Source organism: Microbacterium sp. LWO12-1.2 (assembly GCF_040675875.1).
Taxonomy (GTDB): domain Bacteria; phylum Actinomycetota; class Actinomycetes; order Actinomycetales; family Microbacteriaceae; genus Microbacterium.
The window spans coordinates 3,895,294-3,911,430 of the sequence record NZ_JBEGII010000001.1; the positions used below are offsets into that span (position 1 = coordinate 3,895,294).

14 protein-coding genes and 3 tRNA genes are annotated in these 16,137 nt (G+C 67.0%); 4 read left to right on the top strand and 13 right to left on the bottom strand.

What is annotated here, in order from left to right:
• Positions 1–7 precede the first annotated feature (7 nt).
• The 4 genes from MRBLWO12_RS18555 to MRBLWO12_RS18570 all read right to left on the bottom strand — a co-directional run bounded on the left by MRBLWO12_RS18555 (position 8) and on the right by MRBLWO12_RS18570 (position 3,871).
• Positions 8–847, bottom strand: coding sequence for an ABC transporter permease (locus MRBLWO12_RS18555; protein ID WP_363558167.1), 840 nt, complete (start codon positions 845–847; stop codon positions 8–10).
• 2 nt (positions 848–849) lie between these two features.
• Positions 850–1,788 carry an ABC transporter ATP-binding protein gene (locus tag MRBLWO12_RS18560; RefSeq protein ID WP_363558169.1) on the bottom strand — a complete coding sequence of 313 codons (939 nt, stop codon included), beginning with the start codon at positions 1,786–1,788 and terminating at the stop codon, positions 850–852.
• A 140-nt stretch (positions 1,789–1,928) separates the two neighbouring features.
• Entirely contained in the window at positions 1,929–3,305 is a 1,377-nt protein-coding gene (locus MRBLWO12_RS18565; protein ID WP_363558171.1) for a DivIVA domain-containing protein, read from the bottom strand.
• A gap of 260 nt (positions 3,306–3,565) precedes the next feature.
• Positions 3,566–3,871, bottom strand: a complete 306-nt coding sequence (locus MRBLWO12_RS18570; RefSeq protein WP_363558173.1) for a hypothetical protein — start codon at positions 3,869–3,871, stop codon at positions 3,566–3,568.
• Positions 3,872–3,984: 113 nt separating this feature from the next.
• On the opposite strand from MRBLWO12_RS18570, the gene MRBLWO12_RS18575 reads away from it, so the two are divergent.
• Both MRBLWO12_RS18575 and MRBLWO12_RS18580 read left to right on the top strand, forming a co-directional pair.
• Positions 3,985–4,293, top strand: coding sequence for a hypothetical protein (locus MRBLWO12_RS18575; protein ID WP_363558175.1), 309 nt, complete (start codon positions 3,985–3,987; stop codon positions 4,291–4,293).
• Between the two features lie 132 nt (positions 4,294–4,425).
• Positions 4,426–5,745: a VCBS repeat domain-containing M23 family metallopeptidase gene (locus MRBLWO12_RS18580; RefSeq protein ID WP_363558177.1), complete on the top strand. Its 1,320-nt coding sequence runs from the start codon at positions 4,426–4,428 to the stop codon at positions 5,743–5,745.
• A gap of 10 nt (positions 5,746–5,755) precedes the next feature.
• On the opposite strand, the gene MRBLWO12_RS18585 is transcribed toward MRBLWO12_RS18580, so the two are convergent.
• Entirely contained in the window at positions 5,756–6,676 is a 921-nt protein-coding gene (locus MRBLWO12_RS18585) for an AEC family transporter (protein ID WP_363558179.1), read from the bottom strand.
• Between the two features lie 114 nt (positions 6,677–6,790).
• Between MRBLWO12_RS18585 and MRBLWO12_RS18590 the strand changes: the two genes are divergently transcribed.
• Positions 6,791–7,273, top strand: coding sequence for a hypothetical protein (locus tag MRBLWO12_RS18590; protein ID WP_363558181.1), 483 nt, complete (start codon positions 6,791–6,793; stop codon positions 7,271–7,273).
• A 20-nt stretch (positions 7,274–7,293) separates the two neighbouring features.
• Here MRBLWO12_RS18590 and MRBLWO12_RS18595 read toward each other — a convergent pair whose 3' ends face one another.
• The 7 genes from MRBLWO12_RS18595 to MRBLWO12_RS18625 all read right to left on the bottom strand — a co-directional run bounded on the left by MRBLWO12_RS18595 (position 7,294) and on the right by MRBLWO12_RS18625 (position 13,845).
• Positions 7,294–7,911, bottom strand: coding sequence for a TetR/AcrR family transcriptional regulator (locus tag MRBLWO12_RS18595; protein WP_363558183.1), 618 nt, complete (start codon positions 7,909–7,911; stop codon positions 7,294–7,296).
• 27 nt (positions 7,912–7,938) lie between these two features.
• On the bottom strand, positions 7,939–10,119 hold the full coding sequence (locus tag MRBLWO12_RS18600; RefSeq protein WP_363558185.1) for a YhgE/Pip domain-containing protein: 2,181 nt from the start codon (positions 10,117–10,119) through the stop codon (positions 7,939–7,941).
• Positions 10,116–13,001: a YhgE/Pip domain-containing protein gene (locus MRBLWO12_RS18605; RefSeq protein ID WP_363558187.1), complete on the bottom strand. Its 2,886-nt coding sequence runs from the start codon at positions 12,999–13,001 to the stop codon at positions 10,116–10,118. The genes MRBLWO12_RS18600 and MRBLWO12_RS18605 overlap by 4 nt, the downstream gene beginning before the upstream one ends.
• 98 nt (positions 13,002–13,099) lie before the next feature.
• Positions 13,100–13,405: an NIPSNAP family protein gene (locus MRBLWO12_RS18610; protein ID WP_363558189.1), complete on the bottom strand. Its 306-nt coding sequence runs from the start codon at positions 13,403–13,405 to the stop codon at positions 13,100–13,102.
• Between the two features lie 123 nt (positions 13,406–13,528).
• Positions 13,529–13,601 (bottom strand) — tRNA-Phe (locus MRBLWO12_RS18615).
• 69 nt (positions 13,602–13,670) lie between these two features.
• A tRNA-Asp gene (locus MRBLWO12_RS18620) sits at positions 13,671–13,744 on the bottom strand.
• A 28-nt stretch (positions 13,745–13,772) separates the two neighbouring features.
• A tRNA-Glu gene (locus MRBLWO12_RS18625) sits at positions 13,773–13,845 on the bottom strand.
• A 209-nt stretch (positions 13,846–14,054) separates the two neighbouring features.
• On the opposite strand from MRBLWO12_RS18625, the gene MRBLWO12_RS18630 reads away from it, so the two are divergent.
• Positions 14,055–15,416 (top strand): M23 family metallopeptidase, encoded by a 1,362-nt coding sequence (locus MRBLWO12_RS18630; protein WP_363558191.1) that lies wholly within the window; start codon positions 14,055–14,057, stop codon positions 15,414–15,416.
• A gap of 158 nt (positions 15,417–15,574) precedes the next feature.
• On the opposite strand, the gene MRBLWO12_RS18635 is transcribed toward MRBLWO12_RS18630, so the two are convergent.
• Positions 15,575–16,066 (bottom strand): inorganic diphosphatase, encoded by a 492-nt coding sequence (locus MRBLWO12_RS18635; RefSeq protein ID WP_021198726.1) that lies wholly within the window; start codon positions 16,064–16,066, stop codon positions 15,575–15,577.
• Between the last annotated feature and the right edge of the window lie 71 nt (positions 16,067–16,137).

Genomic DNA, 16,137 nt, shown 5'->3' on the forward strand with positions numbered 1-16,137 from the left:
GTCGTGCTCACCCGTCGCGGCGGATCCAGCGGAACGTGATCCGACTCAGTATCAGCCCCGCCACGAGCCACACCAGCAGCATCACGGCGATGAGCCCGATGTCCCACGATCCGCTCGTCTCGGCCGTGCGGAACGAGTCGGGCAGGAAGACGGAGCGCATGCCCTGGGCGATCCACTTCACCGGGAGGACGCCGGCCGCGTTCTGCAGCCATTCCGGCAGCATCGAGAACGCGATGTAGACACCGGAGACGAACTGGATCAGCAACACGATCGGGATGACGACCGCCGCAGAGGACTTCCCGGACCGCGGCACCGCGGACAGCGCGATCCCGAGGAGCGTGCAGGCGATCAGGCCGAGTGCGAAGATCCACGCGAATCGCGCCCATGCGGCGGGGTCCGTGGGGAGCTCCACCCCGTACACGACGACGGCGACGGCGATCAGCAGTGCGATCTGCAGGATGGCAGTGACGAAGACCTCGCCGATCTTCCCGATGAAGTAGGTGACGGGGGAGATCGGTGTTCCCCCGAGCCGCTTCAGGGTGCCGTCGCTCTTCTCCATCGCGATCTCGAGGGCGGGGCCCTGCACGCCGGAGAGCAGGATGCCACCCGCGATCAGTCCGGGAAGGTAGTACGTCGCCATGCTGATCTTGTCCGGCCCTTCACCGACGTCACCCGTGAAGATCGTCGCGAACACGACGTACATCAACGTGGGGAACAGGAACGTGAAGAAGACCTGGTCGCCGGCGCGGAAGTACTGGCGCAGCTCGAAGCGGATCCGACGCACGCCGAGACGCAGGGTACGGGTGACTCCGAAGCGTGGGGGAGCAGGGGCGATCGTGGCGGACATGTTCACAACTCCTCAGAAACGGACGCGGTAGCGGATGTGGAGGCGGCGGATGCGGGCGCGGCCGCGGTGATGCGTCCCGATTCTGAGGAGTTGTGCACGTCGAACTCACGGATCAGGTCGAGGTACACGTCTTCGAGCGTCGGCCGGACGATCTTCAGATCCCGCGGCTCGCCGCCGTCACGATGCAGCGCGGAGACGACGGCGCCGGGAGTGGTCGTGCGCTCCTCGCGAGGCGTGCCGTCGGGATCGGTCCATCGCACGAGCGGAGTACGGGACTCTGCGCCGCCGAGTTCATCGATCGCGCCGATGGCCGCGATGGTCCCTCCGGCGATCACGGCCGCGCGATCGCCCAGCTGTGCGGCCTCGTCGAGGTAGTGCGTGGTGAGCAGGATGCTGGTGCCCTCGGCCTTGAGGGAGCGGATCAGGTCCCAGAACTGCCGCCGCGCCTCCGGGTCGAATCCTGTCGTCGGTTCATCGAGGAACAGCAGCTCCGGTCGACCGATGATGCCGAGTGCGACGTCGAGACGCCGTTGCTGACCGCCGGAGAGTCGCGAGGCGCGCGTGCGCTGCTTCTGTTCGAGACCCACGGCCGCGATGACCTCGTCGACATCGCGAGGGCGCGGGTAGTATCCGGCGAACTCGCGCAGCAGCTCGCGCACCGTGAAGGAGCCCGCCTCGCCGGTGGACTGCAACACGATCCCCAGACGCGCCTTCCACTCCAGGTCGCCGTGCTGCGGATCTACCCCGAGCACGCGCACGTCGCCGGAGGACCGGTGCCGATATCCCTCGAGGATCTCGATCGTGGTCGACTTGCCCGCGCCGTTCGGTCCGAGCAGCGCGAAGGTCTCGCCCGCGTGGATGTCGAAGCTGATGCCGTCGACCGCGGCGAAGCCGCCGTACTCCTTGCGGAGGTCGCGCACAGTGATCACGCTGTCTGTCATGCATCCAGCCTGGCCCGACCGCGCGCTCGCCGGTAGTGGCCGCCCGGCGGATCTTCCCCTCCACCGGTCGGTGGAGGGGAAGCGAAAGGGGGCGGGGCACGGATGATCCGTGACCCGCCCCCTTCGTGGGAGCCGCTGGCTCAGCGCTTGCTGCTCTTCTCCGTCTCGACCACGTCGATCGTGATCTTCTCGAGCGGGCCGTCGTCATCGATGATCTCGTCGTCCAGCACCTCGTCGCCGAGGAACTCCTCGACGGGGGTGCCGTCTTCCTCGTCGACGGGATCTGCGATGAGGGCGGGCGTCGACGCAGTGGACTGCTCGTCCGAGAACACGCCGTCAGGGCGGATCAGCTCCCGCACCTCCGCCATGAAGCTCGTGAGCTGCTGCTGCTGCCAGCGCAGCTGACGAGTGCGATCCTCTGCGTCGCGCAGGACGGCCGAGGTGTGATTCGTGACGGAGTCGACGATCTTCTGCGACTTCACGCGGGCGCGGTCCAGGATCTCGCGGGCGCGCACCTGGGCGTCCGCCTCGATGGACTGGGACTGCGAGCGCATCAGACGCTCGTAGTCCTCGGCCTTGGCCGAGATGCGCTGCGCATGCTCGAGGGAGGAGGCGACCTGCTCGTTCGCGTCGTTCGTGATGCGCTCGGCGTGCGCCACAGCCTGATTGTGCAGCACCAGGAACTCCTGCTGGGCGTCGTCCTGGCGACGTGTGAGCGTCTCCTCGAACTCCAGCACGCGCGCGTTCATCTCGCGCACCTCGCGCTCGGCGTCGGCGCGCAGCTGCGTGGTCTCACGGGTGACGAGCGACCGCAGTGCGGCCGCGCCCTTCTCGGCCTCGGTGCGGATGGCCGTCGCCTCCTGGGAGGCCTGGTTCACCTTCTCGGCAGCGTGGCTCGCCTCGCGGTCGAGACGCGCCTCGTGCGCCGTGTACTCGGTGTCCATCTTCAAGCGCACCTGGTCGGCGTCGCGCTGCGCCTGCGAGGTGATCCGCTCGGCGTCGGCGTCGGCTTCGGCGCGCTGCGCGGCGACCTCCTCGCGGGCGGCGGCCATCAGCCGGTCGGCCTGCACTGCGGCGTTCTGGATCAGGACGTTCGCCTGCTCCTCGGCGACACGGAGGATCGCCTCGAACTGCTGACGTGACGGCGCCTCCTGACCTTCGGCCTTGGGGGCGTCGACCAGCTCGGACGTGAGAGTCGCGATCTGCTGCTCGGCTTCGCTGGCCTGCGCCTTGGCGGCGATGAGCTCGCTCTCGACGGCTTCGCGGGAGGCGCGCTCCTCTTCGCGGACGGATTCGAGGGCCGTGGTGTGGCGCTCATCGGCGTCGGCGAGGTCTGCGGTGACCTGCTGGAGCTTGGTGCGCAGCGACGCGAGTGCGGCGTCGACCTCGGCCTTGTCGTATCCGCGGAAGCCCACGGTGAAGGCCGAGGCGTCCTGCGGGTTCGTCTCGATCAGCTGATCGAAGAAGTCAGGCGAGCGCTGACCGTCGCGGTCGGCGGTTCCGGAGGATTCGCTCATGGCGGTTCATGCCTTTCTGGCGGGGCCACGTCGTGAGGAGGAGGCGCCGATCCGCAGAGCGGAACGGCGGGGAACACGCGGGCCGAAAGAATGTCGTGAAGGGACTGATGCCACGACAGCGACCTGCCGGAAGCCGGGCCGAGCGGTGGCGCGCTAACAGCATAGTTGCGTCGGCTGAGAGATGCGCCCTCAGTTTTGGCGGTCTGCGAGGGACGTGCGGGGTGGGAGTCCGAGTACGTGCGGTGAGGAGCTGCCCGCCGTCAGGGAGCGTTGATCAGGTGATCGAGCACCAGTTCGCCGGTGGCGTTGAGCACGCGCATCATCTCGGCGATCAGCTTCGCGTCGATCGGCGGCTGCTCGGGCTCATCGAATCCGAACTGCAGGGGGATCGCCGGGTGGATCCACACGGTGGCTCTCAGGTCTGGACCGTCGCCCAACGGCCGCCACGTCATCATGAAGCTCTCCTGCCGGCGCAGCTTGGTCGAGATGACGATCTTGAGGTGTGCCAGGGTCGCGTCCTCGATGAGGATCGGATCCGAGGTGCCGTCATACCGGAGTCTTCCCATACCCAGAACCGTACAACGAGAACCGCCCGCCCATTCGCACGTGTCCCATGCATTGGAATCGCTCGCGACGCAATCCCCTTCTGAATCGGGGCGCGGCGGCCTAGCGTCACCACATGGACGACACGGACGAGAAGAATGAGACGAAGGAGACGCTGACGATGGTTCGCACCCAGCTCGCGGTCAACGATGTCGGATTCTTCCTGGCGCAAGGCCAGGACGTCCCCGACCTGAAAAGACGCATCGAGTTCGCAGCGCAGGCGGGAGGTCGGTTCGTGGACTTCGTCGTGGTGGGCAACCGGTCGGTGAGCGTGCTGATCTCCTCGTCGAGTCAGATCGTGATCTCCGTGGAGACCGTGGAGTTCGACGCGCGCGACAACGGAGACGACACCGTCCCATTCAGCGGCGCGTTCGACATGCTGTGACGAGGAAGCCTCCGGAGCACTCCCATATCGATGGAGGAGGAGTGCCTTCTCGGCGCTGGCGCAGACGCGCTGGTACGGTGACGGCGGAGGACATTGCGTCCCTGGGGCCAGCCGAGCAAGAGAGAACTCGACATGAAGCGAACGTCACGGTCGCGGCTCGTCCGCGTCGCGATGGCGACCGTGTTGGCGGTGGTGCTCGGCACGATCGCCCCTTCGCTGGTCTCCGCGGTTCCCGCATCAGCGGCAACCGACGGACAGATGGTCTACCCCGCGTCGGGGAACATCCAGTCCAAGGTCGGGGACGGGTGCCGCGGAAACTACCGGGCGCACGACGGCATCGACATCTCCGGCCAGGGCGGAACGCCGATCCTGGCCGCGTATGACGGTGTGATCAAACTGCGAGCGTCGAACGGCGGCTACGGCTTCTACACCGATGTCGAGCACCCGGGCGGATACGTGACCCGCTACGGGCACATGGCCGCACAGGGGATGTATGCCCCTGGTACCAGGGTCGTACGGGGGCAGCAGATCGGTGTGGTCGGCGACACCGGCAGCCCCGGCGCGTACCACCTGCATTTCGAGGTCTGGCGGAACGGCTCGATCTACAGTCAGATCAATCAGGGCTTCACCTGCCTCTCGAATATCACCCGTGGGAACACACTCCCGTTGGTTTTCCCAGGGCTCGCGACCCAGCCCGTTCCGGTTCTCCTCACCGATTTCGATGCCGACGGCCGCGCAGATCTGCTCGGCGTCGCCGCAGACGGTGACCTTCACTTCATCAAGGGGGACGGCAACGGACGCTTCCAGCCGGGAGCCGTCGTCACCACAGCGTGGGGAATCCACAAGCATCTCTCCTCCGCCGACTTCAACCGCGACGGAAGGGCCGACATGCTCGTGGTGCGGTCGGACGGCGCGCTCGAGTTCTACGGCGGAAGCGCCACCGGCGGCTTCGACGATTTCCGCGTCATCGGCTCCGGGTGGTACGGGATGCTTCAGGTGACGTCTGGGGCGGACTATACGGGAGACGGGAAGCATGACATCGTCGCGGTGACTCCGACGGGTGCGCTGCTTATCTATCCCGGTAACGGGGCGGCTGGATTCGCTGGAGCCGAGATCACCGCCGGCAGTGGGTGGCACGGCTTCCGGTTCGTCATCGGCGGCGACTTTAACGGTGACGGCGCGGGCGACCTCATGACCGTCGACAGCAACGGGATCCTCCGGCTCTACCCTGGCCAGTACAACGGGTTCGGAGCCCCCCAGGCGATCAGCGGTGGCTGGGGAGCGCTACGTGCGCTCACGGGCGGCAGCGACTACACAGGCGACGGCAAGGCCGACCTCGTGGGCGTCAACGCATCCGGTGAGATGATCGTCTACGTCGGTACCGGTGCGATCGGCTTCAGCGGTTCGATCTTGGTCGGTGCGGGGTGGGGCGGATACGCCCTGATCGAGTAGCGGGGAATCTTCAGCCCAGCAGCGACATGATCAGTACGAGCACCGGAAGGCAGCCGAGCGTGGTGACGAAGACGGTGTCGCGGGAGATCGGTTCGCCCACACCGTAGCGTTGGGAATAGTTGAAGACGTTCTGCGCGGTGGGGAGCGCCGCCAGGACGGTCACGATCAGCACCTCAGACGATGACAGGCCGAACACCACCTCGGCGACGAACCAGGCGATCGCGGGCATGAACGCGAGCTTCAGTCCGCTCGCGAGGATCACGTCTCTGCGGTGCCCGCGTGCGCCGAGGACGCGCTGTCCATGCAACGACATGCCGTAGCTGATCAGCAACACCGGCACGGCGGCGTCCGCGATCAACTGCGCCGGATCCATCACGATCGCCGGAAGGGCGATTCCGCTGAGCGAGACGATCGTGCCGAGCAGAGCGCCCAGGATGATCGGATTGGTCGCCGTGCGACGCAGTGTGCGCATGAGGGAGACGTGTTCGCTCGTGACAGCATCCAGGATCGTCAGCGAGATCGGGGTGAAGATCAGCAGCTGCAGGAGGATGACGGGCGCGGGAAAGGCGGCGCTACCGAGCAGATACAGCGAGAGAGGGAGACCGATGTTGTTGGAGTTGACCTGTCCGGCGGACAGCGCTCCGATCACGGTTTCGGCGATCGAGCGGTGCCAGACGAACCGGGCGACGAGGACGTAGACGGCGATCACGGCGACGGCCGCGATCGCTGACACCGGGAGGAGCGAGGAGAAGAGCATCTTCGCATCCGCGTGCGCGAGCACCGAGAACAGCAGGAACGGCGAGAGCACGAAGAAGATGAGTCGTCCCAGCACATGCCGGGCGTGCGGCCCGAGCAGGTCGACGCGGGCGATGACGTAGCCGATGACGATCGCGACAGCCACCACGGCGAATCCGGTGAGCGTGTCGAGCATCCCCTGAGCGTATCGAGCGATCGGTGCGCGCGGGGCGAGCCTGACGGGGCGGATGGCGGCCGATGCCCGAAGAGGGGACAGCCGCACTCGTTCGTACTTCTCTACGATGAGGTCATGACCTCAGCTCGGAAGGCCCGCTCCCTCGCCGCCGCCCTCGCCCTGCTCGCCGGGGTGACGCTTGCCGGATGCGCCGCATCGCCGGAGAGCACGGGGGAGGGGGCAGGCCAGACGCCGGCTCCGGAGCAGACCTCGACGCCGACTCCCGCGCAGACCACGGCGCCCGTCGAGCCGACGGAGAGTCCGGCCGCGTTCACCGAGAGCGAGCTCGCGCAGATCTGCATCGACGCCACCACGTCGGCGTTCGATCCCGATGTCGAGTTCGACGCATCCGGCGTCCGTGTGGAGCAGCGGACGGTCACCCCCGAGTGGCTGGTCCTGGTGCCTGCCCTCACTCTGGGCTACAGCGGCGAGGCGCAGTGCACGATCGGCGGCTCGCCGACGGATCCGGAGGTCGACATGGCGGCCGCCTCGATCGAGCGTCTCCCGGAGGAGCAGATCCAGCGGCTCATCCGCGGAGAGAACGAGGGCACCGGGTAGGGGGAGCTCCGGCGGCGTGCTCAGTCCTGGGCGAAGATCTCCGGGTGCGCGCCGATGAGATCGGCCTGTTCCGTCCACGAGAGCCCCACGATGCTGAGCACGACGCGGACGACGGTCGAGTCTGCGTCGGTCGTGGTGAGCCGCAGCTCGCGCAGCGTGGCCCTGGCCGTCTCCTCGATGAGGAAGGCGAGGAGTTCGGCCGGCATGTCTCCCCGGAACGCCCCCGAGTCCACCCCCGCCCTCGTCAGGTCGCGGATGCGTTGACGCAGCGGAGCCAGAGCGAGCACGGTGTCGGCCAGATGTGCGTCGTCGAGGGCGATGTTGGCCGAGGCGCGCACGGCGGAGGCCTCCCGCCACAGACGCGTCGCCATCCGCGCCAGGGTCACCCGGGGGTCGGACTCATCGGTCGTCTCGGCGATCGCGTTGAACCGCTGAGCACCGACCGCGATCACCTCGCGCAGCAGGCTGTCGCGGTCGGCGAAGTGACCGTAGACGGCTCGCCGGGTGAGACCGGCGGCCTGCGCGATCGCGTCGAGTGACGCGTACGGGTTCGTGGCGAGCATCGACTGCGCGGCGCTCAGCAGCGCTTCCCGGTTGGCCAGGGCATCGCGTCGACGTCGCGGGCTCGGTGCGGTCACTTCGGGTCCTTTCGCAGGGCGCTGTGGTCAGGACATCAGCTTGGTCGATGCGAGCGCCTCGACCAGTTTGCGGTTGTAGGTCATCAGGGGGCGCCGCAGCACGAGGCCGAGGAGCAGCGTGGGAATGATGAACAGCGCGAGTGCGCCGAGCGCCCACCAGAAGTCGGCCTGGTACACGCCGGCGATCGCGGATCTCACCATGTTCACCGCATAGGTCGCGGGAAGGAAGGGGCTGATGCTCTGGAACCAGTCGGGAAGCAGCTGCAACGGGTACGCGCCGCCCGAACCCGAGATCTGGATCACGAGGAGCAGCACAGAGAGCGCTTTGCCCGCGTTCCCGAACGCGACCACCGCGGTGTAGACGATGAGCGTGAAGACGGTCGAGATCGCCCATCCGGCAAGGACCAGCAGGAGCGGATGCGCGGGCTCGATCTGGACGAAGAGGATCAGTCCGAGGGTCAGCAGCGTGCTCTGCGCGAGACCGGCCAGACCGAAGATGCCGTAGCGGCCGAGGTACTTCTGCGTCGGACTGAGCTCCGGACGATCGGGGAGCGTCTCGGCGTTCACATCGACACGGATCGTCACGGTCATCAGAAGCGCGCCCACCCAGAGGGCGAGGATCATGTACAGCGGCGCCATGGCCGCACCGAATCCTGCCACGGGGAAGACCGCGGTGCGGTCGAGGCGCACGGGCTCAGCGAGGGAGGTGGCGAGCACGCCGGGGTCGGCGCCGATCAGCTCGCTGAGATCACCGGTGTCCGCGGCCTTCGCCATCGACTGCTGGACGGCGTCGAATCGATCGGCCATCGTGTTCAACGATGCTGACAGCTGCGTCGTGGCCTCCTGCGCGCGGGACAGCGTCGAGAGGACGGAATCGGATGCTCCGGACAGACCTGATGTGATGCCGGACAGGTCGGATCGGATCGCCGAGACATCGGATCCGATCTGCGTGAGCGTCGAAGAGAGGGAGTTCAGCTGCGCTTTCAAGCCGTTGTCGTAGGTGCTCCGGGCGTCGGCGAGCGCCTTCTTGGCTTCAGCGATCGCCGCGGAGATCTCCTGGTGGGTGCTCTGTGCCGCGTCGTTGCCGGCCGTGATGTCGGTCGCCGCTTTCTGGAGGCGATCCTGCAGCGCCTGTTGCCGGGCGATCGCTTCGTCGATCCGGCTGATCACGGCGTCGAAGTCGGGCTGCGCAGATTCCGGGAGGTTGGGTCGGACCTCGGTCTCCAGCGTGTTCTTGACCGCGGTGTACTGATCGACCTGCTGCTGCACGCGCTCCGCGAGAGTGGTGATCGCCTGCACCTGGGTGCCGCTGAGCGTATCGCCCGCGGCGTACAGCTCGTCGATGCTCTCGCCCACGGCGTCGTAGCTGCTCGAGGTCGCCGCGAGGGCATCCGCCAGTGATTGCGCTGCCGTCTGCAGGGTCGACCTCAGCGTGCTCGCCGCATCCACGCCGCTGCCGAGGGCACCGGAGGTGTCCGTGAACGCGTCACCGGCTGTGCCGACCAGAGCCGAGGCGCTGTCGAGCAGGGGGCGGCTCGCCTCGAGCAGAGCCGTGAACGTGTCGGCCGTGTGTGCTCCGGAGCGCAGCTGGTCACCCACGCTTCCCAGGCGCGCCTCGACGCGCGTCAGGGCCGCCTGCGTGTCTTCATCGGTGAGGTAGTCCGACATCGACGAGACGAGGCCGAGCGCGACGTCGCCGAGCGTCTGGGCGAACGTGTCGCTGATCTCGGAGGACACCCCTTCGGCGCCCTGGCCTGTGATCTTCGGTGCCAGGGCGTTCTTCTTCTCGTTCGTGTAGAGCGCGATGTGCGTGCGGTCGCCGCCATCGGCGTAGAACGTCAGCATGTCCGCGCTGAAGGTCTCGGGCAGCACGATCGCGGCGTAGTACTCGCCCGAGCTGGTCCCGTCGATCGCGTCGTGCTCATCGGTGATGACCCAGTCGAGCTGGTCGTTCCCGCGGAGCTGGGAGAGCACCTGTTCTCCCACGTTGATGCGGATCGGGACGAGGTCGCTCTCGTACCCGGCATCGGTGCTCGCGACCGCGATCTTCAGGTCCTTCGTGTTCGCGAACGGATCCCAGCTGGCGATCACGTTGAACCAGGTGAACAGCGACGGGATGACGACGAGTCCGAAGAGCACGATGCACGCCATCACGTTCTGGGTGGCGTGACGCACGTCGCGGAGCGTCAGGTGCAGGATGTCCTTCACGCGCGGTCCTCTCCTTCTGCGGTTCGCTCTTCGTCTGTCCGGTCTTCTTCCGTCCGCTGGTCTTGCGCTGTCCCGTCGTCGTCTTCCGGGGCTGCCGGCTCATCCGGAGTCGTAGCGATGCCCGCCTCCTCGGTCACCGCGGATTCCGCCGGCTCCGCGTCCATTGCGGCTCCCGATTCCGGGTCGGTGTCGGGATACGGTTCCGGGCCGAACCAGTCCATGAGCAGGGCGTCGGCATCAGCACCGGAGGCCGGTGCATCCGGTACGTCTGCCGTGATCACGGAGACCGGAGGGTGCGGGGCCGTGTCGAAGGAGTCCTCCGCCGTGGCGGACACGACCGCGGCACGACCGGCGGGCCCGGCGAGGGCGAGCTGGCGCAGTTCGGCGTCGTCGAGAGCAGCGACCTCCGCGCCGTTCTCGAAGCTGTGCTTGATGTACTCGATCGTCACGAGGAATCCGATGACCAGCAGGATCCAGAGCGTCCACAGGCCGAGCAGGAGTGCTTTCGAGCCGGGGAGCGCCCAAGTGAGGACCCCGAGCACGACGAGGCCCGCGACCCCCGTGAGCACCGTCGCCTTCAGCAGTGTCGGGTAGCGGTGCGTGAACGGCTCTGCCCGCCGAGCGAGGTCCTCGCGGTACTCGGCACGGGTCGACAGGGCCCTGATCATGTCGGTGAGGCGGTATCCGCTGCCGACGACCTGCACCTTCTCGCCGACCAGGAGGTCGGTCGAGAGTACCTGGCGGTTGAAGAGCTGGCTGAAGTTCGCGAGACGGCGGCGCAGGACGAGCCCGAGGAGGAACGCGAGAGCGACGAACGCCGCGAGGGCGCCCAGGAAGCGCCAGTAGTGGCCGCCGTAGAAGCCCCCGATCGTCTCCCGCATCGCGTCGATGCCGTAGGAGAACGGCAGGAGCGGATAGATCGCGCGGAAGAACCCGGGCATCAGCTCGATCGGGTACAGGCCGGATGCGCCGGGGATCTGCATGATCACCAGCAGGATGCACAGGCCGCGGCCGACGTGGCCGAATGCGACGCAGAGGGCGTAGATGATGCTCACGTAGGCGAGGGCGATGAGCACGCCGGTGCCGACGAAGGCTGCGGCGCTGACGGTCTGCACGCCGATGATGAGATTCCCGATGCACACGATCAGCGCCTGCCCGATGGCGAGCGTCGCGAAGAGGAAGAAGCGGCCGAAATAGGCCTGGCGCACGGTGACGTCCTCGACGCCCTCCGTGTCGACCTCGACGCGGAAGATCACCATGAGCACGAAGGCGCCGATCCACAGCGACAGATTCGTGAAGAGCGCGGCCATCGCCGACCCGTAGGTGTCGACAGGGAACACGAGGTGCTCGTCGACCTCGACGGGGGAGGAGATGAACTGGGCGATCTGCTCGGGCTCGAGATCGGTCAGGGTGCCGAGCAGGCCCCATTCGGATGCGGCCTTGAGGGCGACGACGTCAGTGCGCGACGTCTGCAGGCCCTGCTCGATGCCGGCGAGGTCGTTGTCGAAGCTCTCCAGGGCGGACGAAGTGGCGACGAGCTGCGAGTCCAACCCGGCCAGAAGCTGATCGGCCTGCGCAAGGACGCCCTTCTGCGAGTCCAGCGCCGCCGACAACGATCCGACGCTCGCCGACAGCTGCGACATCGCGCTGTTCAGCGAGGGGACGGTGCGGGTGAGGATGTCGCGCATCGCCGACGAGGCATCCCGGGTGTCCTGCATCGCCTGGTTCACAGCGTCGGCGGTCGCCCGAACGGAAGCCACGGTGTCGGAGGCCCCGGCCTTGAGGCCCTTCAGGTCCGTGAGCAGCTGCTGGTCGGTGGCATTGCGCTGTTCGAGCGAGGCGATGACCTCGGTCAGACGCTGCTTCGTGTCGTCGCTGAGGTCGGTGTTGTCGAGGAGCGTCTGCAGCCGGGCGACCGCCGCCTCGTTCGCCTTCAGCACGTTCGCGACGTCGTCGATCCCGGCATCGATGCGCACGCCCGCCTGCTCGAGGCTCTGGGTGAGACGGGTGATCGAGACGTTCGCCTTGGCGGAGGCATCCGCGAGCAGGGTCGTGCCCTTCAGGAACGCGGTGGTGGCGCTGTCGGTGAACGCGATCACCTCCTTCTGCGTCTCGGCGATGATCGACTGCGTCTGGGAAAGTGACCTCTGCACGTCGCCGAGCGTCTTGTCGACGTCGCCGAGCGTGTTCCGTGCGGAGGAGAGCGTGCCGCGTGAGGAGGTGAGCCCGTCCTGCGTCTCGGCGAGGTTCGCGCGCGCCGAGGCCAGTGTCTGCGTCGCCTGGTCGAAGGCGTCGAGGGTGTTGTCCCTGGCGTTCAGCAGCCGCAGCTCTGTGGAGTCGCCGACGTCCTTGAGCGCGTTCGTCGCCGCGAGCGCCACCTGCTCCTTGAAGGCGGTCGTGACCTGCTTGTCGAGCTCGGAGGCGCCGACGTCGGTGATCTTCGGCGCGATCGCCCCGGCCTTCTCATTGACGTAGTACTGCAGTGCCGGCTGGGTGAAGTCGCCGCTCGTGATGCTGAGCAGATCTTCGCTGAACTGTGCGGGGATGACGATGGCGGCGTAGACGTCGCCGTTCTTCACCGCCTCCTGAGCCTCGCCCTCGCCCATGAAGGTCCAGCCGAGCTGATCGTTGTCCTGGAGCTGTTCGGTCACCTGCTGGCCGATGTCGATGTGACCGGTGAGATCGGAGGTGGCACCCTCGTCGAGATCGACGACCGCCACGCGGATGTTCGCGGTGTTGGCGTAGGGGTCCCAGAACGCGTTGATGTTGAACCACGCGTACAGGGCAGGGGTGATGAGCACCCCGATGATGATGATCCAGGCTTTGGGGACGCGGGAGAGTCTCTTGACGTCGCGCTTGTAGATCCGCCAGCTCTGTTTCACAGGACGAGTTTACACAGTACGTGCACACTCGCGTGCAAGTTAGCTGAGTGACGGCAGCTGCGAGGATCGCCGAAGCGCGGTGATGCCGCGGACGCGTCCTACTCGAAGACCGGCGTGAGGAACCGGCGCTCGTAGCGGCGGATGCACTGAGTTCTTCGTGCGAACTCGAACGCCTCGACGCATTCGGGGTCGGTGCGCGAAGCCGTCCGATAGATCTCGTAGGCGGCGAGGGAGGGGAATGTGAACAGCGCGAACGCTTCGTCGCTGTCGCCTTCGCTCGGCATGAAGTAGCCGTGGTGCGTTCCGCCGTGCTTCTCGACCAGGCGGATCCATGCCCGTCCGTAGTCGGTGAACTCGTCCAGCTTGTCCGGGTCGATCTCGTAGCGCAGGTGAACGGTGATCATGCCGACGATCCTCGCAGATACGAACCGGCGGCAGCGGCAACCGCCTCCCACCAGGGCAAAGCAAAACCCCCGCCATGTAGAAGCTAGGCGAGGGTTTCTAAGGTGATTGTAATGATCACCCTGTGGCTCCGACGGGCGTCGATCCCGTGACCTCACGATTTTCAGTCGTGCGCTCTACCAACTGAGCTACAGAGCCGCGCGACCGGCGAACCTGTCGCGTCCTAGACGAAGGGCCCTCTCCGAAGAAAGAGCCCGTCGCACGGAGCGACCCTGACGGGACTTGAACCCGCGACCTCCGCCGTGACAGGGCGGCACGCTAACCAACTGCGCTACAGGGCCATAGTTGTTTTCAATTGTATCGGACGAGTGACCCCAACGGGATTCGAACCCGTGCTACCGCCGTGAAAGGGCGGCGTCCTAGGCCGCTAAACGATGGGGCCGAGTCAGTCCCGGGGGACTTCCTTGCCGACGCTCAAGCATAAGGGATGTCTGAGGCAAATCGCGAATCGAGGGCGCGGCGCCTTCCGCCCGGGCGTGTTCGGGAGGACGATGGAGACGTCACCCATGCGCGCACACACTCGATCTGACCTGTTGCGGATGTGAAAGTTGTTGTTAGTGTGACATGTGTGAAACCGGCGGAAGGGGCCGCGTGAACGATAGGACTGCGCTGGATGCTGCGATGGCGGCATCCGACGATTGCGGCTGCGCACCGACTCCAGCCGAGAGCCGAAGCTTCTGGAAGAACGAGGGAGTGTCCCGTCGTGGTGCCCTCGGGCTCGGAGTGCTCGGCGTCGTCGCCCTCAGCGCATTCGGCGTCGGCTCGGGCGTCACCGCCGCGTATGCCGCGTCGTACCCGAGCTGGGACGACGTGCAGAGGGCGAAGAACAACGAGGCGGCCAAGGCCGGCGAGGTCTCGCGCATCGAAGGCCTCATCCAGTCGCTGACCCAGAAGGTCGCCGAGACGGAGGCGGCCGCGAAGGTCGCATCCGACGAGTTCTACGACGCGCAGCAGAAGTACTTCGCCGCGGCCACAGAGGCCGACACCCTGCAGGCCAAGGCTGACGAGCAGGCCGCAGCTGCAGATGAATCCGCCCGCAAGGCCGGCCAGGTGGCTGCCCAGCTCTACCGCAACGGAGGCGACGACACCTCTCTGGAGCTGCTGTTCACCGGCTCCGCCCAGAACGCCGACGAGCTGCTCGCGCGCCTCGGCACGATGGACAAGCTCTTCGAGTACAACCGCTCCGTCTACGACAACGCGGTCGCCGCACGCAATTCTGCCCAGTCCCTCAGCGACCAGGCGCTCGTCGCCCGCGACGAGCGCGACCGGCTGCAGAAGATCGCCGAGGAGAAGATGGTCGCGGCGCAGAACGCCGCCGACGCTGCTCAGGCCGCGCTCGACGAGCAGTCCGCGAACCTCGCCACGATGCAGGCACAGCTGGCAGCTCTCAAGGACACGACGACGAAGACAGTCGCCGGCTACCAGGCAGGCGTGGAGGCCGAGGCGAAGGCCAGGCGCGAACGCGAGGCCGCAGAAGCAGCCGCGGCCGCAGCCGGCGGTGGCGGCGGAGGCGGCGGTGGAGGCAGCCAGGGCAGCGGCGGCTGGCGCCGACCGCACGGCGGCGGCAAGAGCTCGGGTTACGGCCCGCGTTCCGTGCAGTGCGGGTCGCAGGGATGCTCGTCGAGCTTCCACTACGGCACTGACTTCGCGAACGGCTGCGGGTCCGCGATCTACGCCGCGCAGTCCGGAACGGTGGACTACGCGGGCGGCAACGGCGGCTACGGCAACTACATCCGCATCCAGCACGGCGGCGGCATCGGAACCGGCTACGCGCACATCCGCAACGGAGGCATTCTGGTGCGCTCCGGCCAGTGGGTGAACTCGGGGCAGGTCATCGCCTACGCCGGCAACACCGGCCGTTCCTTCGGCTGCCACCTGCACTTCGAGGTCTATGTCAACGGGAACGCCGTCAACCCGGTGCAGTTCCTCGCGCAGCGCGGTGTCTCCGCCTGAGCATCCGCCTCACACGCACGAAAAGACCCCCGGCCGCTCTGCGGAACCGGGGGTCTTCGCTTCGACAGGCTCAGCGACCCATCGGGGACGGATCAGCGACCCATCGGGGACGGATCAGCGACCTATCGGGGACGGATCAGCTGCCCATCAGGGACGGCTCAGTGACCCTGTTCGCCGAAGCGGACGATGGCCTCGTCGAGGATGCGCTGCGCCTCAGCGGCGTTCCCCCACTCGTCGACCTTGACCCACTTGTTGGGCTCGAGGTCCTTGTAGTGCTCGAAGAAGTGCGAGATCTCCTTCTTCGTGTACTCGGCGATGTCGTCGATGTCCTGGATGTGCGCCCAGCGCGGGTCCTTCGAGAGCACGGCGACGAGCTTGTCGTCTCCGCCGGCCTCGTCGCTCATCTTGAGGACCGCGACGGGGCGCACCTCGACGACGACGCCAGGGTAGATGGCGTGGTCGAGCAGCACGAGCACGTCGAGCGGGTCGCCGTCCTCGCCGAGCGTGTTGTCGAAGTAGCCGTAGTCGGCCGGGTATCCGAAGGTCGTGTAGAGCACGCGGTCGAGGTGCACTCGTCCGGTCTCGTGGTCGACCTCGTACTTCACGCGGCTGCCGCGCGGAATCTCGATGACGGCGTCGTGTGCGCCCATGCGTGTGCTCCTCAGGAAAAGTTCGGTTGGATGCCGCGGACTAGCCTAGTCGCGGCTGCTGCACGCCAGCG